Raw genomic sequence first — 21,362 nt, 5'->3', positions numbered from 1 at the left:
CCCACCGAAGTCCGCCCACCGAAGTCCGCCCACCGAAGTCCGCCCACCGAAGTCCACCAAATGTCACATCGACCCCCGAAAAGGCCACCAAATGTCACATCGAGTACCCAGGGGGCCTCGGTCAGGCGGCGGATCGAGCACGTAGGCGTGCGTAGGTCGAGCTGATGTGTCGAGCCGCGGGCAGTTCGATCCAGCGGTACATGATTTCGGCGAGTGCCGCCGTGCCGGCGAGGAAGGCCAGCACGGCGGCGCTGGGGCCCAGGTGCGGCTCGACGGTGGCGTAGATGCGGTACAGCACGAGAGTGTGGATCAAATAGATCGCATAGCTCCGCGTGCCGATCCAGTGGACGACGGGCCAACGGGTGATGGGCCCGTCGTATCGGGCCAGGATCAGGACGATGCCGGTGATGACCAGCAGGGTCCACAGGTAGGTGTCGCCCATCCAGAAGGTGTGGACGTCGATGGAGAGTCGGATGACTTCGATCTGCGCGATGACACCGACGACCACCCATCGCCAGCCGACCAGCTTCGCCCAGCCGAGGTAGATGATCTGGCCGAGGAACAGGGTCGTTAGCACGCCTGCGACCTTCGTCAGGAACGGGATCGTGTACGGCTGCGACAGGTACAGGTTGTAGGCGATGACCACAGCGCACAACGCAGCTCCGACCAGCGGCACGACGATAGGCCGAGTACGCAGCGGCCCGCGCATGGCGACGCAGTACAGGTAGAACACGATTTGCACGACGAGCGTCCAGGTGACGCCGAGGACGGCAACTTCCGGTCGGAGAAAGAAGCCCCCGAGGAAAAAGCTGAGCACGGCCTCGCCGTTGGTGATTCCGGGTTGACCGCTGAACATCCCGTTGAGGCCGAGTTTGACGAGGATGACCGCCAGCGCGACGGCGAACCAGAGTGCAGGGACCAGGCGGGCGAGACGCGCGACCATGAAGTCCCGACGCGAGTGCCGCATCGCCGATCGGGTGATCAGCAGGCCGGTGAGCAGCATGAACATACTGACGCCGACGAAGGACAGGTGCAGGTTCAGTCCGGCGTCCTCGATGAGGACCGTGTTGACCACGTCGATCACCCACCAGCCACCGCCGATGTCGTCGATCAGATAGAACGAAATATGTGAGTACAGGACTGCGAAAACGGCGATGACGCGAAGGAGGTCGGCACCGTTCATCTGAACTCGGGGCGCGGTGACCGGCTCCTCGACGGCGGAGTCCTCGACCGTATTTCGGCTCGGTCGGTCCCCTTCCACACCCGCGAGTTTAGGTTCCGTTCAACTTCAGGACCAATCCAGACCCGCTCCGCAACTGTTTCGTGATATTCGGAGCGAATTCGCAGCCGCGAATTCCGTTGCCTTGTTCACGTGAATTTATTCCGAGAAAAGCATCTCGGTTACAACGGTTGCACAAGGGGTAGGAATGAGATTGGGTTGAACCCTACGAAAGATCCGAAGTAGGACGAACGTGCCCGCATCACGCGATGGGTACGGCGTCGTTAGAGAAGGGAACCACGTGTCCGAGTACACCTTGCCCGACCTTGATTTCGATTACTCCGCCCTCGAGCCGCACATCTCGGGCGAGATCAACGAGCTTCACCACTCCAAGCATCACGCCACCTACGTGGCAGGCGCGAACACCGCCCTCGAGAAGCTCGCCGCAGCACGCGACAACGACGATCACGCCGCCATCTTCCTGCACGAGAAGAACCTCGCGTTCCACCTCGGTGGCCACGTCAACCACTCCATCTGGTGGAAGAACCTCTCGCCCAACGGTGGCGACAAGCCCGAGGGTGAGCTCGGTGCCGCGATCGACGACCAGTTCGGTTCGTTCGACAAGTTCCGCGCACAGTTCACCGCTGCCGCCAACGGCCTGCAGGGCTCCGGCTGGGCAGTGCTGGGTTACGACTCGCTGGGCAAGAAGCTCCTCACCTTCCAGCTCTACGATCAGCAGGCCAACGTGCCGCTGGGCATCATCCCGCTGCTCCAGGTCGACATGTGGGAGCACGCCTTCTACCTGCAGTACAAGAACGTCAAGGCCGACTACGTGAAGGCGTTCTGGAACGTCGTCAACTGGGCCGACGTCCAGGCTCGTTTCGAGGCCGCCACCTCGAAGACCCCGGGTCTGATCTTCCCGTAGGTTTTTCGAGATTGCCGTGAATCGCGCAATCGCAGACAGGGCCACCGCATCAGTTGCGGTGGCCCTGTCTCGTTCGAAAAGTCATGCGCTCCCGGCTGCGGGAACCGACCGAATCGACGTGACGCCGTGGTCGGGCGTCGCGAATGCTTCGGAGCGGCAGGTCGTCCTACGCGGGGTCTCGGGATCGGGCGTCACGTGTACCTGCACCGATCCCGATGTTGTCACCACGACGACATCGGACCCGTCGCTGGACGAGGTGACCTCGGTCGGGTGCACGTCGTCGATTCCGGTGAGGCCGTACTCGGTTCGTACGGCGTGTTCGGCGATCTGAGCGGCCGTGTCGTCGGTGCAGCGGCCCCGGTAGTTGCGCAGGGTGAGCTGCCCGCGGTCGTGACCGTCCACCACGGCCTGCGCGTTTGCCGGGTCGAGGTTGCCGTAGTAGCTGCCGTCCGGCAGTGCCACCATGCCGGCTGCGTATCGGTCCCCGCCCAGGTGCGTCGATTCCCATACCCGCCCAGCCGGTCGATTCAGGGCAGCCGCTACCGGCCGACCGAGCACAGCACAGCACGGGTCCTTCTTGCCGTGCGTGCAGACGAGGTACAGCGGCTGGTCGACGCGAGTCCCGGTGCCGGGTGGGGTGCCTTCGGCGGCGGCTTCGAGCGGTAGTCGAAGTACTTGCTCGACAGTGTCGATCGTGTATTGCTCCAGCCATGCACCGCGGCGACCCGAATGAACCAGAAACACCCGTCGTGTATCGGTGGGTTCACGTCTGCCATGAGTTTCTCGCACCAGTTGAGGGCGAACCCCGACGGCCTTGCAGCGCCGGGAGAGTTCGGTACCGATCCGGCTCAACGGACCCTCCGGATCCCACGGTTCGCGACCCCACGGGCCCCGATGTTCGATCAATACCCAGCCTTCGGCCCTCGCTGCTGTTCCGCGGAGCGACTCGTTGCTTGCGCGCGCCACCGCAGCACAGCCCACCCAGCGTTCGGATGCAGGCACGTCAGCCTCCGATCTCCGACGCGGTGTCGATCAGAGCGCGGGCGGTCAGCACGTTGCCGAAGAGAAAATCCTTCGACGGCAGCTCGATCACCCGAGCACCGAGACCGGTGAAGAGCGGGTTCTGTCGTAGCTGTGCCACGGCGTCCTCCGTCCCGGCGTCGGCCAGCAGGAGGATGTCGTCGGCCGCCAGTACATCGATTAATTCCGGACTGACGTCGACGGTCTGCACCGCGTCCGAACCGTGATCCTGCTGTGCGGGGGCTCGGTAGCCCAGATCGGCCAGAACCGAGTACGGGAACGATCCGTCCTCGGTCATGTATCGCAACGAGTCGGCTCGCACACGTGCGACGGTCAACGTGCTGTTCTCGCGAGGTGCGCGCGCCGCGGATTCGTCGACCGCTCGGCGATAGTCCGCCAACAAGCCGTCGGCGCTCTCCCTCCGGTCGAATATGTCCCCCACCTGCTGCAGAGTGTTCTGCCACGAGGCCGGGGTGTACTCCACGACGACGGTCGGGGCGATCGGGCGGACCTGGTCGTACAGCGCCCGGTTCTCCTCCCCCGTCGTTCGCATGACGATCAGGTCCGGTGCGGCGGCCGTGAGCGCCTCGACATCGATGTCGGAGTCGGCGGATCCGATGTCCACCGGTTCGTCGGTGAGCCGAGCACGTACGACGGGTGCGTAGTCGCCGGTCAGCGGCGGTTTCACCGCTGCGACGGGCTGCACGCCCAGAGCCACGACCGCTTCCAACGTGCGGTCGCCGTCGAGCACGGCAACGCGCTGTGGATCGACGGGCACACTCGTCTCCCCGAATGCATGCTGCACGGTGCGAACCTCGCCGCCGGTCTCCTCGGCGCTCGATGCCTCCCGACTGCACGCGGTCGCACCGATCAGTAGCGCACCGAACAGCAGGCAGACAACGGTTCGCCGAGCGGATCCTCTGTTTTTCACCGCAGCAGCGTATCGGCTGCCGATCCGCCGTGGGGCGGCTACGTTTTCGGTTGGCACTCTCCCCATCTTGTGTGCCAGCCGTTTTCGGGTCATCCTTCTCCTTACCCAACGTCGTGTACCCGGCTTCTGCCTCGTACCTGTCTGGGAGGGATGCGCAATGGACGATCGAAATCTCATCGGTGTCTCGCCTTTTCACGCCGCCGGTCTGCTGCGCGGGTTCGTGATCTCCGGCCGTTGGCCGGACACCACCAAGGAGTGGGCCCAGTTTCTCGCGCTGGCCGTTCGGGTTGCGTCGATGCCGGGTCTGTTGGCGACGTCGACGGTGTTCGGGGTGCGGGAGGAGTTACCCGAGGATCCCGAGCCGGGGACGGTCGGCCTGGTGGTGGCCGAGGGACCGGTGATCGGCGATTTCGCGTTGGCACCCGGGCGGTTCTCGGCCCGTCAGCCGGCCGCGTTGCTGATGTTGCATCCACCGTCGGAGACGACGCCCTCACTGCCGGAGTGCGCGGGCGCTGCCTCCGGTTGTGTTCTGCTGCCGGGTCTTCCACATCTGGGCCTCGATCACCGGGCTGCGTGGGTGGAGGCCGAATCCGACGGCACCGTGACATCGATGGTCAGTCGGGTCGGCCTCGATCCGATCAGCGATCCCGACACCGCAGTTTTGGCAATGCTCCTCGCCTCCTGACCGCTCCCCGCACACGATTTTTCGGGTGCCCAAACTTATTGGCGCATTGGACAATTCGCGAAACGACACTTAGAGTCGTCTACAGCGAAGGGGAGTAGCCCCCAATCAACGTGTCGACATACTGGTCGTAAAACTGCGACCCGGCACCTGAACCGGTTCTTCCGGTGGGCGAGACCTTCGGTCCGTTCGACGACCGAGGAGTCTGCTGTGCTGTCCGCATTGTTGTTGAGTTTCGCTGTCATTTTCGTGGCCGAGTTGGGTGACAAATCCCAGCTCATGGCCATGACATTCGCTCTGCGCTACAAGTGGTACGTCGTCATCGGCGGCATCACCGTCGCCACCACGATCGTGCACCTCGTGTCCGTCGCGGTCGGCCACTTCCTCGGCGTGTCGATCCCCACCGAGGCGATATCGATCGTCGGCGGCATCGCATTCGTCATTTTCGGACTCTGGACGCTGCGCGGCGACTCGTTGTCCGACGACGAAGGCGCGAAAGCCTCCCGCGTCACCAAGTCCGCCTTCCTGGCGATCGCTTCTGCGTTCTTCCTCGCCGAACTGGGCGACAAGACGATGCTGGCGACCGTCACCCTCGCTGCCGACAACGACTGGGTCGGCGTCTGGATCGGCTCGACGATCGGCATGGTCGCGGCCGATGCGCTTGCCATCGTCGTCGGTGCGGTTCTCGGAAAGCACCTGCCGGAGCGCATGATTCAGTACGGCGCAGCAATCCTGTTCTTCGTCTTCGGTGCCGTCCTGTTCTTCGAGGGCCTGATGCCGGGGACATCCGCGCCGTACATCGCGGCAGGAGTGGTCGTGGCGATCTCCGCCGTCATCGTCGCGGTGCTTCGCGCCAAGGCGTCCCGCACCGAGTCCTCCAGCTCCGACGGGTCGCACGAGATCGAGCAGCAGACCACCACCGAAGACGCCTGACCTTGGTTTACACTCCTCCCTCGGAGGGGTGAATGGACGACGAGCAGCAGGTGGCCGGAGCCGACGCGGCGCACCGTTCGACGGATCGACTGATCAGAATTTTCGGCCGTTTCGTCGGTACCGGCTATCTGGTCTATCTGCTGCTGTTGATTCCCGACATCGGGCGCAGTAGCGAAGCAGTTCCCGGTTGGTGGACCCCGGTCACCGTGATGGTCGTGTTCGGCAGCGGTTTCGCGTTCGGAGCCTCCACCTTTCATCCGAGCATCACTGCCATCAGGATCGCCGGTTCGGTTGCGGCGTCGGCATTCCCGATCATGGCCCTGCTGTGGTGGGCCGCCTGGGACGGCACCGCCTTCGATCAGGCCGGGACATTTCTCGCGGCGTTCCCCGGCCTTGCGGCGCTCGCCGCTGCCACAGTGTGGCGTCCCGTTCCGGCGTTCGTCCACATGACCGTCAGCGTTGTTATCGTCCAACTCACCAATCAGTCTCTGCGAGAACCGTTCCCGCGCAGCAACATCGTTGCGGAGATCTTCTTCGCGATGATGTTCTGCACGGTGTTCGTGGCGGCCACACTCGCCGCGGTACGCACCGGACGCATTCTCGATGCCACCATCTCCGAAGCACACAACGACGCGGCACGGGCCGCGGCGGCCTCCGCGCGCGAAGTCGAGCGTGAGCGGTTCGACGCGTTGATCCACGACGAGGTCATGTCCTCGCTGCTCGCCGTCGCGCGCCATGGCCGCACCCCGAGTCTGGCCCGCCAGGCCCGGTCGGCACTCGCCCATCTGGACGATCTGACCACCGGTACCGTCTCCGACAATTTCTCCGCCGACGAGGCTCTCGCTCAGCTTCGTTCCGCCGCAACGACGGTCGACGAGTCGATCGAATTCACCGTACAGGCGGAAGAGCCCGAACGATCGGAGGACTACCCGGCCGACGTCGTCAGATCCGTCGCTGCAGCTCTCGCAGAAGCACTGCGCAACAGCCGGATTCACGCACCGGCGTCGAACCGATCGGTCACTGCCCGCGTCGGCCCGTCGTCTCTGCAGGTCACCGTTCGTGACGACGGTGCGGGCTTCGATCGGCGCTCGGTGCCGCCCCACCGACTGGGCGTCGCCGTCAGCATCGAGGGCAGGATGCGTCAGCTCGACGGCGGATCGGCCGACATCGAGTCCTCCAGCGCCGGCACCATCGTGCGGTTGGGTTGGAAAGGATGAACGGCCAGGACATCCGCGACCTGCTGTCGATGAAGTCGACGGCCGCGTATGCCGTTGCAGTGTTCTTCGTTCTCGCGTGTGCCGTGTGCGCCGGCGCGACGCTCGACGGGGTCTCGGCGGTGTGGCCACCGTTCGCGGCGGTTCTCGTGTTCGCGGGAGCCGTCACCCTGTTGCTCGGCGCTTCGGGCGATCCATTGGGGGTTCGCTCGACAGCATTGCTCACCGTGTCGGGTCCGGTCGCCGCGACCTCGGTCTTCGCGGTGCTACCGGTACCACTGACCGGAAGCCTGCAGACCTGGCCGTTGGGTATGTCCGTGGTGATCTACACCTTCATGTGCGTCCGCGGTCGCACACCGGCCGCGTGGCTCGGGTTGGTGCTGACCATGGCCGTCGCCATCGGGTGGGCGGCCGTGACGGGCCAGGGCGCGCTGTACGGGCTCTCGTTCAGCGCCATCAACGTCGCGCCGCTGTTGATGGCCACATTCTTCGCCTTCACCATCCGCCCCTTGGCCGCAGCAATCTTCGAGTTGCGCACGCAGTCCACGGTGCGTATCGCGTCCCGAGCCGCCGCGGCTGCCGTCCTCGAGGAACGAGACGCGCGTCTGGCCAGTCTCGACGCATTGGCCCGGCCGCTGCTCCAGCGCATAGCCGACGGCCCCGATCCCACCGACGAGGAAGTACTCGCGTGCGTCTTGCTCGAAGCGGAGCTGCGAGACTCCCTGCGCGCCCGCGGCCTGGTGCGACCGGACCTCGCTCGCGCCGCGAGATCCGCCCGGGCCCGAGGGGTCGAAGTGATGATGCTCGACGACCGAGCCCCGGCCACGCTGGACGACGACGCACGCGACCGCATCGTGGCCGCCGCGTCGAACAGCCTGGACGGTGCCCACGCCGGGTCCGTCACGGTCCGGCTCCTCCCTCCCGGACGCCCGGTCGCGGCCACCGTTCTGCTCGACGACCTCGGCGACAGCGCACGGCGAATCGAGTACGACGAGACCGGTCGAATCAGCAGCTGAACTCCGGGTTTGGGCCGAGACCGTCGTGGTTACCCTGCGGCGGACCAGTAGGTCTGTACAGCTACTGCCGGTGAATGGAGCCCCGCCATGCCTCTCGATCGTCGATCGTTCCTGATCGGATCCGGTGCCGCCGCCGTGCCGCTGCTGTTGGCGGGGTGCGGCTTCGTCAAGTCCAGCCCGTCGCAGCAGGCCGAGGGCACGCTGACGTTCACCACGTGGGGCACCGATGCCGAGTTGGCCGGTTTTCGCGCCTCGATCAGCGCATTCGAGGCGGCAAATCCCGGGTCGACGATCACCCTCAACGCGGTACCGTACGAGCAGATGTTCACCAACATCGACGCCCAGCTGCAGGCGAGCAACCCACCCGACATCTTCCGCGTTCCGTATTACACGTTCGGCGCATACGCCGGCCGAGGCCAACTGCTGGATCTGTCGCCGCTCTTGGCGTCGGACACACGGGATCAGTTCACGCCGACAGCGTGGGCCGCAGTGCAGAACGGCGGAATCCCCTACGGCCTGCCGCACCACACCGATACCTCGGCAATTTTGGTGAACCGAAACCTGTTGTCGCAGGCCGGTATCGACTCGGTTCCCACCAATCTGGACGACGCCTGGACGTGGGAGGAGTTGGCGTCGATCGGCGATCGACTGCGTTCCTCGCTGCCGGCCGACAAGTATCCGTGGGCCTACAACTGGCAGGGCAACGGTGTCACTCGCTGGCTGAGTCTGCTGTTCCAGGCCGGTGGGTCCTTCCTGGCCGAGGACCAGAAGACTCCATTGATCGACTCCGACGAGGCTCGTCGAGCCGTCGAATTCTCGTCGTCCTTCTTCTCGAAGGGCTACGTGCCTGCCAACAACACCATTGCGTCGTCGAGTTACGCCAGCGAGGCGTGGTTCTCGCAGTCGGTCGCCATGGTCTGGTCGGGTGCGTTCCAATTGCCCGACGCCGATGCCACGGCCAGCTTCGATTGGACGGCCACCTATGCACCGCGAGATCGCCGGGGCGGCGGCGACTTCGGCGGCAACGCACTCGTCGCGACGTCGCAGACCTCGCAGCCGGAGTTGGCAGCGTCGTTCCTCGAGTTCGTCACCCAGCAGGAGCAGATGCGCAACTTCTGCAAGGCCGCCTCGCTGCTGCCCACGCGCACCGACCTGCTCAACTCCGACCTCGAATTCGACATCCGGTCGGAGCTGGCGCCGATCTTCGCGGCGCAAGCGACCACCGTGCAGCCGCAGGATGCAGCGCAGGTGGCCTCGCCGTCGATGTCGGCAATCATCCCGGTGCTGAAAGAGCAACTCGATCTCGCGTTCGCGGGCTCGCAGGACGCCGCTGCCACCGTGTCCGCATTGCAGACCGGAATCGCCGGGGTCACCGGCGCATGACGGCTGTAGTACGAGCGAAGACCAAGCGCGCCGGTGCGCGCAAAGAAGCGTTCGCGGCCGCCGGATTTCTGGCCCCCAGCTACGCACTGTTGGCCGTGTTCGTCCTCGTTCCTCTCGTCGCCGCGTTCGTGGTCAGCCTGCAGCAGACGGACGGATTCGGTGCCGGAGAGTTCGTCGGAGCGGCCAATTACGCACGCCTGGTGGAGGATCCACTGTTCTGGCGGGCGCTGATCAATACGCTGGTGTTCACCGCGTTGGTCACTCCGCTGTCGATGCTGTTCGGTCTGATCGCTGCGGTGCTGCTCAATTCCGCGTTACCTGCGCGGCCGTTGTGGCGCTCACTGGTGATCCTGCCGATGGCCGTCTCGGGTGTGGCGACCGGACTGATCGGCATTCTGGTGTTCGACCAGAACTCGGGCGTGCTCAACAATCTGATCGGTTTCCTCGGGCTGCCTGCTATCGATTGGCAGTCCTCTCCCGGGCCGGCTTTCGCGTCGATCGTCATCGCCACGGTGTGGTGGCGCACCGGGCTGAACATGCTGATCTACCTGGCCGGGCTCCAAGGTCTCGGTCCTGACCTGTACGAGGCGGCCAGGCTCGACGGCGCGAACGCATTTCAACGCTTCCGCAACGTGACGGTGCCGCTGCTGGGTCCCACCTCGTTCTTCCTGCTGGTGCTCAATGTCATCTACTCGTTCCAGGTGTTCGATCTGGTCTTCGTTCTCACCGGCGGCGGACCGGGCGGGGCGACGTCGGTGCTGGTCACGTACGCCTACGAGACGGGCTTCGTGACGCGCGATCAGGGTTACGCCGCGTCGATCGGGATGGTGCTGTTCCTGTTCGCCCTCACGTTCGCAGCCGCGCAGTGGCGCGCGAGCCGAACGAAGGATCTGGTCGAATGAGTGGGCCGAGGAACGCGTCCGCTCGCCGGGCAATGGTGCTGCGCACCGTGATCATCGCCGTCATCGGGCTGATCACCGTAGCGCCGCTGTATTGGATGCTCGCCGTGGCGTTTTCGACTCGCGGCGAGTTGCTGGGCGGGGGCGAGCTACGGTTGTGGCCGCGCCAGGTGACGTGGGAGAACGTCACCCGCGTGTTCGATTCGTTCCCGGTCGCGACGTGGCTCGGAAACTCGATTGCCATTGCCGTCGTGGTCACGATCATCACCGTGGTGACGAGTCTGCTCGCGGGATATGCGTTCGCGCACTTGAAGTTTCGATTCTCGACGCCGTTGTTCTTCATTGCGCTGGCCACCTTGGTGCTGCCGGTGCAGGTGATCATGGTGGCGCTGTTCCGCATCGTCGTGGGGCTCGGCCTGTACGGCACGTACTGGGCGGTGATCCTGCCGAGTTCGGCGTCGGCGTTCGGGCTGTTCCTCGCGCGCCAGTTCATGCTCGGCATTCCGCGTGAGCTGCTCGAAGCGGCGCGTCTCGACGGCGCCGGCCACTGGCAGATCTTCCGGCGCGTCGTGCTGCCCCTGTCGGGTCCTTTGATCGCCGTACTCGCCTTCATGAGCCTGCTGCAGTCGTGGAACGACTTCGCGTGGCCGCTGATCGCGCTGCGGGAGAACGAGCTGTTCACGCTGCCGATCGGCCTGCTGTACCTGCAGGGCCAAGCGAACAGCGATTACGGTGCCACGATGGCGTTCGCGCTGATCAACGTCGTGCCGATGGCGCTGCTCTTCCTGTTCTTCCAGAAGTACTTCATCGCCGGATTCGCGCGCAGCGGGATCAAGTAGGTCCCCTTCAGGGCGCCTGAGGGTGGGTGAGGTGCCCCGCCGGTTATGGTGCAAGCGACTACGAGGTCGCAGCCTGTGCCGTGGCCCGCCACCGTGAGCGAAGGGGATCGTACGACGTGGAGATTTCAGGAACAGCAGCACTTGTCACCGGTGGGGCGTCCGGCCTCGGAGCCGCAACGGCCGCACGTCTGGCCGCCGCCGGCGTGACCGTATTCGGGCTCGACCTGCCGCAGTCCATCGAGCGCGCCGGAGACAGCGTCCCGGCCGGGGTGACTCTGCTGCCCGCGGACGTCACCAGCGAGGCCGAGGTCGAGGCCGCACTGGACACCATCGTCGAATCCGGTGTGCCGCTGCGCATCGTCGTCAACTGCGCGGGCGTGGGCTGGGCGGGTCGCATCCTGTCCAAGAAGGGACCGCACGATCTCGAGCTGTTCCGCACCGTCATCACCATCAACCTGCTCGGCACGTTCAACGTGATGCGGCTGGCCGCGAACCGGATGCAGTCGCAGTCGACCGTGGACGACGCAGGCCAGCGCGGCGTCGTCATCAACACCGCATCGGTGGCCGCATTCGAGGGCCAGATCGGCCAGATCGCCTACACCGCCTCCAAGGGCGGCGTGCACGCGATGACCATCACCGCGGCCCGTGACCTGGCCCAGGTCGGCATCCGCGTCAACACCATCGCCCCCGGCATCGTCGACACTCCGATGCTCGCCGGCGTCACCGAGGAATACCGTCAGGGCCTCGAGGCGTCGGTGCCGTTCCCCTCTCGCCTGGCTCAGCCCAGCGAGTACGCCCAGCTCGTCCAGATGATCGCCGAGCACGACTACCTCAACGGCGAGACCATCCGTATGGACGGCGCAATCCGCATGGCTCCGCGCTAGACAGCCGTCGCGTGACCCCGCTTCTCCGAGGCGGGGTCACGCACGAGCGCGCAGGTCCGCCACGGTCGGGATCTCCTTCTCGGCGCGGTCGGTCATCCACTCGCGCAACACTTTTGTTGCCAGCACGTCGTCCTCGTTGTAGACAAGCAGCCGCTCGCGCTGGGTGTGATCGGGATCAGCGTCGTAGCCGACGGCCTCGCGGTACCAGCCCATCGACGCCTCCCCACCGGCCTCGTCGTCGCGCCATGCGAAACCGGCCACCGGGGCAATCTTCTTGAGCCCCTTGCCGTTCGGGCAGATGAACTGGTCACTGACCGCCTGGTAGACGTCCACCCACTGCTCGCTGTCGATGAACTCGCGAATCTGCGCCTCGGTGGGAACCCCGGGGACGTCGGCGAATCGGCGAGCGGAATCGAGCAACCATTTGTCTTCGGCTTGACGCGAATAGCAATAGGCGGCAAAGGTTTTGCCGCGTGCGGCCGCGTCGGCCCTGACCTCCATCAACCAGTTCCAGAACACCGCGAACGAGCGCCCCTCGTAGACGGTCGGCAGCGGATCCCACGTGACGAAGCCCCGGTATGTCGGCGGCGGCCCACCCGCCTCGGTGAGCAACGTGCCCCACAGGTAGGCACCGTGTTCCTGGTAGCTCTCCATATCCACGTCCACCTCGACGTCGGCGCGGTGCACCGAGACGGTCTCGGAGCGCCGGAGCAGAGGGACGTCGGCTCGCCAGGCCAGCGCCGCGGACACCGCGTCGTCGAAGTTTCCGAATGGCCACTCCTCGGGAGCCGGACCGGTCCACTGCGCCAACTCGTCGATGGTGCGCACACCTGCCGCGCGGAGCACGTCCGCCCGCGAACCCGACGCGACGAGTGAGACGTCACGAACGGCTTCGAGCTGCGGCTTGCAGTCGAACCACCATGCACACGAACGACATTCGCTCACCTGGGAAGGAACGGTGAACGCGATGCCCTGCGCGACGGCGAGCCGATCGGCGAAGCGGGTGTCGTATTCGCCGAGCACCGTCGTCAGATCGTGGACCAGCATGCAGTCGCCGCGATAGCCCACTGCGCCGCCGACGGGCGAGGACGCTTCCAGTCCCTCGTGCACCAGCATGCGGTAGAGGTGGGCGAGCCGAAGCTGGTCACGCAACTGACTGCGTACCTTCCGGGTCTCGTCGACGGCCGGGGACCAGTGCGTCAGCGAGGTCGTTCGAGCGCCGCGCCCCGGATCGGTCACCTTGTGGTTGACGACGATCACCGGGATGTACCCGCCCGCAGCGTCGCGCACCAGAAGTTCGCTACGTCCACGCCGACCGGTATCGCGCTCGAGAGGCAGCACCGCGTTCCAGATTCGCTCGACTCCGGCCCGGCAGGCCGCGACAGTGGCATCGGCCGCGGCGCGGGCCGTCGGCTCGTCGATTTCTGTCCACTGCATCGGATCCGCCACGGCCAACTGCGTGCGGATGTTCTCGCGGTGCGCCTGCGCTGCTTCCCGGCGCTGTCGCACACCCGGGTTCTCGGGCTCCCCGCGCAGCAACGAGCCGTAGGCGGTATCGAGGTAGAGCCGATGACGGCAGCGCGTCAACGATCCGGCGTCGAGCAGCACGGGAGATGACAGCACGGGAGATGACACCGACGCACCTCGTTGACCGTTCACACTCCAAGACACTAGGTCAGCCCTCCGACAGCCATCACAGATCAGCGCCCGATAGGCTGTGTGGAACGCACCGTTTCCGCCGAGCAGTACATGTCAGGAGCCTTGTCGATGGGTTTGTTCCGTAAGCGTAAGGGTCGTGCCACTCGCAAGGCAGAGGCCAAGGCTCTCAAGCACAAGGCCACTCTGGAAGCGAAGCTCGGCGCGAAGAACGAGCGCAAGCAGCTGAAGTCGATCGCCAAGGCGCAGAGCAAGCTCAGCGCGGTGGAGGCGAAGTCGCAGAAGAATGTCGAGAAGGCGCAGGTGTCGGCTCTGCGGGCGCAGCAGAAAGCTGCCGCTCAGGGCACGCTCAACGTGGCGCAGATCCGTAAGTACCTCGGCATCGCTCGGCTGTTGCTTCCGGTGCTCGCTCCGATCGCCTACCGCGCGGCCACCGTCGTCCGGGGGCAGCTGGACAACCGCAAGGCACAGCAGATGGGTGTCACGCCGGATCAGCTCAGCGAATACACCGGCCACGGCGGCAAGCTCAGTGCCCGCATCGCCGGGGCCGAGAAGTCGCTGAGCACCATCGGTGCGCGTCACTCCGATCCCGAAACCAAGAGTTTCGGTGCCGCGATCAGCGAGCGCCTGGACGATCTGACGACCGCTGTGCGTGCATCCGAGCAGATGCCGCCCGCTCGCCGCAAGACCGCCCACGCGGCCATCTCCGCAGAGCTCGACGGCATCGAAGCCGATCTGCTGGCCCGCCTCGGCGTGCGCTGACCCCTGAACAACCGATGACCGACGCCTCCGCCGCACCACTGCGCGGCGGAGCTGTCGGTAGCGTCACCGCGGCGCTCGCGGTGGCCGCGCACGGCATGGCCGGCGGCGGTTGGCCCGACGGAGCCGCCCTGACTCTGCTTGTCGTCGTCAGCATCGGCGTCGGGGCCATGACGGCAGTACCGAGACGGTCGACGGTACTGCTCCCGGCCTTGATGGGCGGCCAACTTCTCGCCCACATCGCACTGAGCCTGAGCGACATGTCGGGCATGCAGCACAGCCACTCGTTACTCCCCAGCACAGCGATGATTGCCTTCCACGCGGCCGCGTCCGTGGTCGCCGCGCTGTTGATCGCCGCCGCCGAACGCCTCTACGGACCGATCACATCCATCGTCCGCGCCGTTCTCGCGCTCCTCACTCCCCTGCCCGACGGTTCCGCCGTCGGTCGCGTCCGATTCTCCGTTGCGTTGCCGCCGATACACGGCACCGCGCTGGACTGGGCCATTTCTCGTCGCGGACCCCCGATATCGGCGTACTGACCGATATCCCATTCCGCACTTCTCCACACAGAAATGACCCAATACCCATGAAGAGCTCTCTTTCCCGTGTCCTGTTCGTTTCCGGGGCCACCCTCGGCGCGTTGCTGATCGGCGCAGGCGCGGCATCGGCACACGTCGTCGTCTCTGCTCCCGACGCCGAACAGGGCGGCTACTCGGTGCTGACGTTCCGTGTTCCCACCGAGTCCGACACCGCCTCGACCAGTTCGGTCAAGGTCACCCTGCCGGGCCTCAATTCTGCTCGTACGCAGCCCATCCCGGGTTGGACGTCCACCGTCGAGAAGGACTCGGCCGATCTCGCGGTGTCGGTGACGTGGACGGCGAACCCCGGCGCCGAGGTCGGCCCCGGTCAGTTCCAGCAGTTCCTGCTCTCGGCTGGGCCGCTGCCCGAGGAGGAGACCGTCTCGTTCCCGGCCACGCAGACCTACACCGACGGTGAGGTCGTCGAGTGGAACGAGCCCATGGCACAGGACGGCAGCGAGCCCGAATTGCCTGCGCCCACTCTGACTCTCGCCGCGGCCAGCGGCGAGGCGCACGGTGGCATGCAGTCTGCGACCACCGAGACCGCCGAGGCATCGTCGGAGGCGTCGACTTCCGACAACACCGCTCGCTGGCTCGCCGGCGTCGGACTGGTGCTCGGAGCCGTCGGCGCAGGCCTCGGCATCGGCGCAACGATCCGGGCCCGGCGCTCGTGAGGGCGCTGGCCTTTTCTGCGAAGGCGCTGACCTTTTCTGCGAAGGCACTGTTCGTAGCGCTGCTGACGTTGCTGATCGCCGCCCCCATCGCGTCGGCGCACTCGCAGGTCACCGGATACAGCCCGGCCGACGGCTCCTCCCTCGACGCGTCTCCGGCCACGGCCTCGGTGACGTTCAACGAGGTACCGCAGTCGCAGTTCGCCACGCTCAACGTCGTCGGACCCGACGGCAACATCTGGTCGAAGGGCGACGCCCGCATCGAGGGCCAGAGTGTCGTCGTCGATGTCGGCGAGCTGGGACCGACCGGCGAATACACCCTCGCCTATCGCATCACCTCGGCCGACGGTCATCCGGTGAGCGGTACTGCGACGTTCACGCTGACTCAGGAGGGTTCGGGAACGCCCGGGGCACCGGCCGACGCGTCGGGCACCTCGGAAGAGTCCGAGGGCGGGTTCCTCGGCGGCTACGAACACATCGTGTTGATCGTGGTTGCCGTTCTGGCCTTCGCAGGGGCATTGGGATTCGCCCTGCGTAAGCCGAAGACCAAGAAGTAGGACCGACATGGCTGCGGTGAGCGAGAGAAGCGTTCGGCTCGTGCTCGCCGCCGCAGCCGCGTCGTTGCTGGGGGTGGCGGCCGCATTCGCGCTCGCGTACCCCACCTTCCCCGGCGGGTCGTCGTGGCTGCGGGTGGTTGCGGTGGCCTCGGGTTCGGTCGTGTTGGGGTTCGGCGTTCTCGCTGTCATGGACGGCAATTCCGATTCCGGTCGCCACGCCGTCGACCCGCTGGTGATGTGGCGAGCGATCGGATTCCTGTCGGGGCTGTGGGCGGTTGCCGAGTTCGTTCTGCTCATCGCGGCCGCTGCAGATTCTGCCGGTCGCACTCCGTTGACGTTGTCGCCGAGCGTATTCACCTCGTTCGCGACCGAGATCTCGGTTGGTCGACTGGGGACGGCGACGGTGATTCTTGCGCTTGCCCTGTGCGCCATCGGAGTGGCCGGCTATCGACGCGAGGCAGACTGGTCTCCGATTCCGGTGATCGTGTTGGCGTCCCTCGCCCTTGTCGCGCGCCCGATCACCGGACACATGTCACAGTTTGCGTTCGGCTCCATTGCCGTTGCGGTGCATGTGTTGTTCGCATCGGTGTGGCTCGGCGTTCTCGGTGCGATGGCGCTGAGTCTGCGGAGCAAATCCGCCTGGGCGACGCTGCTGCCGGTCTACTCCAGGATCGCCTTCTGGTGCGTACTTGCAGTCGCTGGCACCGGCGTGCTGGACGCGGTCCTCAAGCTGGACAACATCGCCGCAGCGGGCGAGACCGGTTACGGCCGAATCGTTCTCGCCAAGGTCCTGATCACCGTGATCCTCGTCGCGGTGGCCAACCGAATCCGCCGTACGTGGTTGCCCAGCGCCGCCGCGCACAGATCCACCGTGGAGTACTCGCTGGGCCGCGCAGCCTCGCATGTGTGTCTACTGGCGGTCGCGTTCGGCCTGGCGGCGGCACTGGCAACCACGGCGTAGGGCAGGAGTGGAGCCTGCGGAATGACCGGACAGGTCAGTCTGTCGGGAGTCTGTACTAGCCTGGGTGCATGCCGAAGTTGACTGTGGTGCCGGGTGGTTCTTCGGCGTCCTCGGTCGACGGTATCCCCACGGTCGCAGAGTTCTTCGCCGGCATCGGTCTCGTCCGAATGGGCTTGGAGCAGGCCGGTTTCGAGGTGCGCTGGGCCAACGACATCGAGCGTGACAAGCACCAGATGTATCGCCAGCACTTCGGTGACGATGCGGGCCATTTTCAGCTGGGCGATGTCGCTGCCACTCGCGGTCACGATCTCCCCGAGGGCTTGTCGTTGGCATGGGCATCGTTTCCGTGCACCGATCTGTCACTGGCCGGTGGCCGGGCCGGTCTCGCGGGCAAAAACTCGTCGACCTTCCGGCATTTCACCCGGGTGCTGGGTGAACTCGGTGCCGCGCGCCCGGAGGTGGTCGCGCTCGAGAATGTCGTCGGCCTGGCCACCAGTCACGGAGGAGACGATCTGGCTGCGGCGGTCCGGGAGCTCAACGAGCTCGGTTACTCGGTGGATGTGTTGACCATCGATGCTCGACGCTTCGTCCCGCAATCGCGTCCGCGCCTGTTCTTGATCGGTGCGCAGAATCCGCCCGAGGACGCCCGCGATCCCAACAGTGAGCTGCGACCCGATTGGCTGCAGGCGGTGTACGGCGATTCGACGTTGCTGACGCATCGAGCACCGCTACCGAGTCCACCCATTCCGTTGACCAGTGGTCTCGGTGATGTGGTCGAGCGTATGGACTACCGAGACTCGCGGTGGTGGGATGCCGACCGTACCGCGGCGTTCGTGCAGTCGTTGTCGCCGATTCAGTTGCAGCGCATCGAGATTCTGAAGAAGGCCCGCAAGGTCAGCTACCGCACCGCCTACCGCCGTACTCGTAACGGCGTCGCGGTGTGGGAGGCTCGACCCGACGACATCTCCGGCTGCCTCCGTACTGCCCGCGGCGGATCCTCGAAGCAGGCGGTCGTCAAGATGGGGAACGGCCGGTTGCAGGTGCGCTGGATGACGCCGGTCGAGTACGCCCGCCTGATGGGTGCGGGTGAGTACACGCTCGACGGCCTGCGAAACAATCAGGCGCTCTTCGGTTTCGGTGATGCGGTGTGCGTTCCTGTGGTCGCGTGGCTCGCCGAGCACTATCTGATGCCGCTCGTCACCGGATCTCTCGTCAATTCGACGACCCTGAATTCTGCTGCGGCACATGTCCAGTCACGGTAAGTCCTCACTTCGGGCGTCGGCCGTCGCACCGCGAAAGAGCACCCTGCCTGCGGACGACGTGCAGTCCTTTCGCACGGCGCTGCGAGAGGTGCTGAGTGAGAAAGACCATCGAGGCCGAATGTGGTCGGCAGCCAAGTGGGGCGTGTACGCGTTCTACGATTACGACGGCGAACCGATCTATGTGGGACAGACCAAAGAGAAGCTCAGTGTCCGAGTGCAACGACATCTGACCAACCAGCGAACCGACGCCGTCGCGATGCGGGTGCTCGATGTGTTCGAAGTCGCGGAGATCGAGATCTGGCCACTGTGGCAGTACGAGGACCTCAAGAAGTCGGATGGCGCAGAGCAATTCCGCGCTGCCGAGCAAGATCTCAATGCCCACGAGTACACGGCGTACCTCGAAGCCATCGACAAATCGCGACACAAAGCGATCCTCAACGAGAAGATTCCGCCGGTCTCGCGTCCCATCGCACTACCCGCGTCGCTGCGCCGGTCGTTGATCTCCGAACAGACGCGTCGCGAGCGCGGGCACCCCGACATCCGTATCGCGCGCCGCGCCGAGACAATTTCGCGTCTGGCCGCCGTCACTCGTGAACGTGGAGAGGTGTCCGAGGGCCTGCGACGCGTCCTCGTCGTGCAGGCGGTGCGGCTGGCGTACCTGTCTGCCGAGCGACTCGCCTTCGTCGAGGGGCATCCGATCCCCGATCCCGCAGCCATCGACGTCACCGCGCTGGTGGGTTCGGTGCTGCACGAGCGCAGTGATCCTGACGATCCCGAGGACACGGAAGATGCGATCGAGTCCGAGGACGCCGCCGAGCCCGAGGGCGAGCTGGACCTCTTCAGCGATTACTGACGAAAGTAGGCTCGCCCTGTGCCGCTTCCCCCTCACGTTGCCGATCTCACCAGCATCGATCTGTTGCTGTCGGTGGCCGAGCTCGGCAGCATCGGTCGAGCGGGCCGAGCGCACGGCATGTCGCAACCGGCCGCAAGTTCACGCATCCGTGCGCTGGAGCGTCGTGTCGGTGCGCCGTTACTGAAACGGGGCGCACGCGGAGCGGTGCTGACCGAGCTCGGCGAGCTCGTCGCAAGTTGGGCCGCACCGGTCGTCCGGTCGGCCGAAGACTTGGCGACCGCGATCGCCGCGCTGCACGCCGAACGCATCGGCCACGTGCAGATCGCTGCGAGTCAGACTGTCGCAGAGTATCTTCTGCCACGCTGGCTGGTCACGCTGCATGCGCAGCTTCCGCACATAGTGCCGACCCTGAGTTCGGGCAACTCCACGGTGGTCGCCGAGAAGGTGCTGGCAGGTAGCGCAGACATCGGTTTCATCGAAAGTCCCGAAATACCTGCAGGTCTCGATCATCGGACGATGGCCATCGATGAATTGGTGCTCGTGGTCCCGCCGGGACACGCGTGGGTCAGCACCCCACCCACCGCCCCCGAGATCGTCGCCACCGCACTCGTCACGCGAGAGACGGGCTCGGGCACGCGCTCGGCCTACGAAAACGCTTTGGCCGCAGCGGGACTCGGGCAACCGGCGGCTCCGCTCCTCGAGGTCTCGTCGACGACGGCGATCAAATCGGCTGTCGGCGCAGGAATCGGCGGTGCCGTCCTCAGCTCACTGGCCGTTGCACCCGAGCTGGCCGCAGGAACGCTGATCCAGGTGCCGATCCCAGGGCTGACGCTGCGCCGAGAGTTGAGGGCCATCTGGCCGTCCGGTCGTATCCCGACCGGTCCGGCCGCAGAGTTGCTGGCTGTGGCGGCGAAGACACAGCCATAACCCCACGTTATGACCGGTCAACAATCCGGTGCCTACCGACCGAGCGCGGCACCGCGCAGGCTGAACACATGACCGTGACCGTCCCCGCCCCGATCTCGACCGAGACCGAAACCGATACGCACCGCCGAACCTTCGAGCACATCACCCCCAACTGGTTCGCCGCGGTGATGGGGACCGGCATCGTCGCCACCGCAGCCGCAACGTTGCCGGTGCAGTTCCCGGCTCTGCACATCTTCGCGGTCACGGTCTGGGTCTGTGCCGCTGCGGCGCTGTTCGTCATCGGCACCGCCTTCGCGCTGCACTGGATCGGCCATCGCGACCGGGCCGTCGAGTACGCACGACATCCGGTGATGGTGCAGTTCTACGGAGCCCCGCCCATGGCACTGCTGACCGTCGGTGCAGGCGCCGGTCTCCTCGGAGCCGATGTGCTCGGCCCCTCGGCGTCGACCGCTTTGTTCGCCATCCTGTGGATCACGGGAACACTCGCGGGCCTGTTCACCAGCGTCGCCGTTCCGTATCGAATGATCACCGCGGCCGATCACCGCGACGTCGCAGCCCTGCCTGCGTGGCTGATGCCCGTCGTTCCGCCGATGGTCTCGGCATCGACCGGGGCGTTGCTGCTTCCGCACCTGCCCGAGGGTCAGTGGCGGCTGGCTCTGTTGTGCGCCTGCTACGCGATGTTCGGACTGTCGTTGATCATCGGGATGATCACGCTGACGCTGATCTACGGACGTCTGGTGCACGGCGGTCTACCGCCCGTCGACGCGGCTCCGACGGTGTGGATCACGCTGGGACTGATCGGTCAGTCGATCACTGCGGCAAACCTACTCGGCACCGATGCATCGATGGTGTTCACCGGCTCACAGGCGTCGATCGCCGTCGGATTGCACGTGTTCGGCATCGGCTACGGGCTGATCATGGGCGGCTTCGGAGTGCTGATGTTCGCGCTCGCCGCCGCACTCAGCGTGTACGCGGCGCGTAGAAAGATGGAATTCTCGCTGACGTGGTGGTCGTTCACGTTCCCCATCGGTACCTGCGTCACCGGAGCGACTGCCCTGGGTAGTGCCCTCGATTTCGGTCTCGTTCACGCCCTCGCCGTAGTGCTGTATGCGGCACTGCTCGCAGCCTGGATCACCGTCGCCACCCGCACCGTTCGAGGTGTTCTACGAGGGAACCTGTTGCACCCCAACTGA

The 21,362-nt window shown here is 65.6% G+C and carries 22 protein-coding genes; 18 read left to right on the top strand and 4 right to left on the bottom strand.

What is annotated here, in order from left to right; genetic code table 11:
• Nucleotides 1-121 precede the first annotated feature (121 nt).
• Nucleotides 122-1,261 (bottom strand): acyltransferase family protein, encoded by a 1,140-nt coding sequence (locus ACQR3T_RS11395; RefSeq protein WP_428693463.1) that lies wholly within the window; start codon nucleotides 1,259-1,261, stop codon nucleotides 122-124.
• A 259-nt stretch (nucleotides 1,262-1,520) separates the two neighbouring features.
• Here ACQR3T_RS11395 and ACQR3T_RS11390 point away from each other — a divergent pair, with 259 nt between their 5' ends.
• Nucleotides 1,521-2,144: a superoxide dismutase gene (locus tag ACQR3T_RS11390; protein ID WP_094676503.1), complete on the top strand. Its 624-nt coding sequence runs from the start codon at nucleotides 1,521-1,523 to the stop codon at nucleotides 2,142-2,144.
• An 81-nt stretch (nucleotides 2,145-2,225) separates the two neighbouring features.
• On the opposite strand, the gene ACQR3T_RS11385 is transcribed toward ACQR3T_RS11390, so the two are convergent.
• Both ACQR3T_RS11385 and ACQR3T_RS11380 read right to left on the bottom strand, forming a co-directional pair.
• Nucleotides 2,226-3,146, bottom strand: coding sequence for a sucrase ferredoxin (locus ACQR3T_RS11385; RefSeq protein WP_428693462.1), 921 nt, complete (start codon nucleotides 3,144-3,146; stop codon nucleotides 2,226-2,228).
• Between the two features lies 1 nt (nucleotide 3,147).
• A complete protein-coding gene (locus tag ACQR3T_RS11380; protein WP_428693461.1) occupies nucleotides 3,148-4,095 on the bottom strand; it encodes an ABC transporter substrate-binding protein in 948 nt (315 codons plus the stop codon).
• A gap of 157 nt (nucleotides 4,096-4,252) precedes the next feature.
• Here ACQR3T_RS11380 and ACQR3T_RS11375 point away from each other — a divergent pair, with 157 nt between their 5' ends.
• The 8 genes from ACQR3T_RS11375 to ACQR3T_RS11340 all read left to right on the top strand — a co-directional run bounded on the left by ACQR3T_RS11375 (nucleotide 4,253) and on the right by ACQR3T_RS11340 (nucleotide 11,945).
• Complete coding sequence (locus ACQR3T_RS11375) at nucleotides 4,253-4,780, top strand: hypothetical protein (RefSeq protein ID WP_032380926.1); 528 nt, start codon at nucleotides 4,253-4,255, stop codon at nucleotides 4,778-4,780.
• A 207-nt stretch (nucleotides 4,781-4,987) separates the two neighbouring features.
• Nucleotides 4,988-5,710, top strand: a complete 723-nt coding sequence (locus ACQR3T_RS11370; RefSeq protein WP_032380925.1) for a TMEM165/GDT1 family protein — start codon at nucleotides 4,988-4,990, stop codon at nucleotides 5,708-5,710.
• A gap of 32 nt (nucleotides 5,711-5,742) precedes the next feature.
• Nucleotides 5,743-6,927, top strand: a complete 1,185-nt coding sequence (locus tag ACQR3T_RS11365) for a sensor histidine kinase (protein ID WP_428693460.1) — start codon at nucleotides 5,743-5,745, stop codon at nucleotides 6,925-6,927.
• On the top strand, nucleotides 6,924-7,940 hold the full coding sequence (locus ACQR3T_RS11360; protein WP_052071021.1) for a hypothetical protein: 1,017 nt from the start codon (nucleotides 6,924-6,926) through the stop codon (nucleotides 7,938-7,940). Before ACQR3T_RS11365 ends, ACQR3T_RS11360 begins: the two co-directional genes overlap by 4 nt.
• 87 nt (nucleotides 7,941-8,027) lie before the next feature.
• A complete protein-coding gene (locus ACQR3T_RS11355) occupies nucleotides 8,028-9,323 on the top strand; it encodes an ABC transporter substrate-binding protein (RefSeq protein WP_032380923.1) in 1,296 nt (431 codons plus the stop codon).
• Nucleotides 9,320-10,225 (top strand): carbohydrate ABC transporter permease, encoded by a 906-nt coding sequence (locus ACQR3T_RS11350; RefSeq protein ID WP_032380922.1) that lies wholly within the window; start codon nucleotides 9,320-9,322, stop codon nucleotides 10,223-10,225. The genes ACQR3T_RS11355 and ACQR3T_RS11350 overlap by 4 nt, the downstream gene beginning before the upstream one ends.
• A complete protein-coding gene (locus ACQR3T_RS11345; protein ID WP_052071020.1) occupies nucleotides 10,222-11,061 on the top strand; it encodes a carbohydrate ABC transporter permease in 840 nt (279 codons plus the stop codon). The genes ACQR3T_RS11350 and ACQR3T_RS11345 overlap by 4 nt, the downstream gene beginning before the upstream one ends.
• Nucleotides 11,062-11,177: 116 nt before the next feature.
• Complete coding sequence (locus ACQR3T_RS11340) at nucleotides 11,178-11,945, top strand: SDR family NAD(P)-dependent oxidoreductase (RefSeq protein ID WP_032380920.1); 768 nt, start codon at nucleotides 11,178-11,180, stop codon at nucleotides 11,943-11,945.
• Between the two features lie 36 nt (nucleotides 11,946-11,981).
• Here the strand turns inward: ACQR3T_RS11340 and ACQR3T_RS11335 are convergent, their stop codons facing one another.
• A complete protein-coding gene (locus tag ACQR3T_RS11335) occupies nucleotides 11,982-13,550 on the bottom strand; it encodes a TM0106 family RecB-like putative nuclease (RefSeq protein ID WP_428693909.1) in 1,569 nt (522 codons plus the stop codon).
• Nucleotides 13,551-13,712: 162 nt separating this feature from the next.
• Here ACQR3T_RS11335 and ACQR3T_RS11330 point away from each other — a divergent pair, with 162 nt between their 5' ends.
• From ACQR3T_RS11330 to ACQR3T_RS11290, 9 genes are all read left to right on the top strand, one after another.
• Complete coding sequence (locus ACQR3T_RS11330) at nucleotides 13,713-14,363, top strand: DUF6474 family protein (RefSeq protein WP_032380918.1); 651 nt, start codon at nucleotides 13,713-13,715, stop codon at nucleotides 14,361-14,363.
• A gap of 14 nt (nucleotides 14,364-14,377) precedes the next feature.
• Complete coding sequence (locus tag ACQR3T_RS11325; protein ID WP_428693459.1) at nucleotides 14,378-14,899, top strand: hypothetical protein; 522 nt, start codon at nucleotides 14,378-14,380, stop codon at nucleotides 14,897-14,899.
• Nucleotides 14,900-14,946: 47 nt separating this feature from the next.
• Nucleotides 14,947-15,612 (top strand): YcnI family protein, encoded by a 666-nt coding sequence (locus ACQR3T_RS11320; RefSeq protein ID WP_428693458.1) that lies wholly within the window; start codon nucleotides 14,947-14,949, stop codon nucleotides 15,610-15,612.
• Nucleotides 15,609-16,166, top strand: coding sequence for a copper resistance CopC family protein (locus ACQR3T_RS11315; protein WP_428693457.1), 558 nt, complete (start codon nucleotides 15,609-15,611; stop codon nucleotides 16,164-16,166). Before ACQR3T_RS11320 ends, ACQR3T_RS11315 begins: the two co-directional genes overlap by 4 nt.
• Nucleotides 16,167-16,173: 7 nt before the next feature.
• Nucleotides 16,174-17,127, top strand: a complete 954-nt coding sequence (locus tag ACQR3T_RS11310; protein WP_428693456.1) for a copper resistance D family protein — start codon at nucleotides 16,174-16,176, stop codon at nucleotides 17,125-17,127.
• Nucleotides 17,128-17,195: 68 nt separating this feature from the next.
• Nucleotides 17,196-18,389: a DNA cytosine methyltransferase gene (locus ACQR3T_RS11305; protein WP_428693455.1), complete on the top strand. Its 1,194-nt coding sequence runs from the start codon at nucleotides 17,196-17,198 to the stop codon at nucleotides 18,387-18,389.
• Nucleotides 18,373-19,242, top strand: a complete 870-nt coding sequence (locus ACQR3T_RS11300; protein ID WP_428693454.1) for a GIY-YIG nuclease family protein — start codon at nucleotides 18,373-18,375, stop codon at nucleotides 19,240-19,242. Before ACQR3T_RS11305 ends, ACQR3T_RS11300 begins: the two co-directional genes overlap by 17 nt.
• Before the next feature lie 18 nt (nucleotides 19,243-19,260).
• Nucleotides 19,261-20,169: a LysR family transcriptional regulator gene (locus tag ACQR3T_RS11295; RefSeq protein WP_428693453.1), complete on the top strand. Its 909-nt coding sequence runs from the start codon at nucleotides 19,261-19,263 to the stop codon at nucleotides 20,167-20,169.
• A 68-nt stretch (nucleotides 20,170-20,237) separates the two neighbouring features.
• On the top strand, nucleotides 20,238-21,362 hold the full coding sequence (locus tag ACQR3T_RS11290; protein WP_428693452.1) for a TDT family transporter: 1,125 nt from the start codon (nucleotides 20,238-20,240) through the stop codon (nucleotides 21,360-21,362).

It is taken from the genome of Rhodococcus sp. IEGM1428, assembly GCF_050321865.1.
In the GTDB taxonomy this organism is placed as follows: domain Bacteria; phylum Actinomycetota; class Actinomycetes; order Mycobacteriales; family Mycobacteriaceae; genus Rhodococcoides.
Note: the sequence above shows the minus strand (reverse complement) of the source record. Positions and strands in the feature narration are given on the sequence as shown.

Coding starts and splice junctions, on each gene's coding strand:
- ACQR3T_RS11350 (WP_032380922.1), top strand. CDS start 9,320: ATGACGGCTGTAGTACGAGCGAAGACCAAGCGCGCCGGTGCGCGCAAA.
- ACQR3T_RS11345 (WP_052071020.1), top strand. CDS start 10,222: ATGAGTGGGCCGAGGAACGCGTCCGCTCGCCGGGCAATGGTGCTGCGC.
- ACQR3T_RS11365 (WP_428693460.1), top strand. CDS start 5,743: ATGGACGACGAGCAGCAGGTGGCCGGAGCCGACGCGGCGCACCGTTCG.
- ACQR3T_RS11310 (WP_428693456.1), top strand. CDS start 16,174: ATGGCTGCGGTGAGCGAGAGAAGCGTTCGGCTCGTGCTCGCCGCCGCA.
- ACQR3T_RS11305 (WP_428693455.1), top strand. CDS start 17,196: ATGCCGAAGTTGACTGTGGTGCCGGGTGGTTCTTCGGCGTCCTCGGTC.
- ACQR3T_RS11300 (WP_428693454.1), top strand. CDS start 18,373: ATGTCCAGTCACGGTAAGTCCTCACTTCGGGCGTCGGCCGTCGCACCG.
- ACQR3T_RS11355 (WP_032380923.1), top strand. CDS start 8,028: ATGCCTCTCGATCGTCGATCGTTCCTGATCGGATCCGGTGCCGCCGCC.
- ACQR3T_RS11375 (WP_032380926.1), top strand. CDS start 4,253: ATGGACGATCGAAATCTCATCGGTGTCTCGCCTTTTCACGCCGCCGGT.
- ACQR3T_RS11360 (WP_052071021.1), top strand. CDS start 6,924: ATGAACGGCCAGGACATCCGCGACCTGCTGTCGATGAAGTCGACGGCC.
- ACQR3T_RS11325 (WP_428693459.1), top strand. CDS start 14,378: ATGACCGACGCCTCCGCCGCACCACTGCGCGGCGGAGCTGTCGGTAGC.
- ACQR3T_RS11330 (WP_032380918.1), top strand. CDS start 13,713: ATGGGTTTGTTCCGTAAGCGTAAGGGTCGTGCCACTCGCAAGGCAGAG.
- ACQR3T_RS11320 (WP_428693458.1), top strand. CDS start 14,947: ATGAAGAGCTCTCTTTCCCGTGTCCTGTTCGTTTCCGGGGCCACCCTC.
- ACQR3T_RS11290 (WP_428693452.1), top strand. CDS start 20,238: ATGACCGTGACCGTCCCCGCCCCGATCTCGACCGAGACCGAAACCGAT.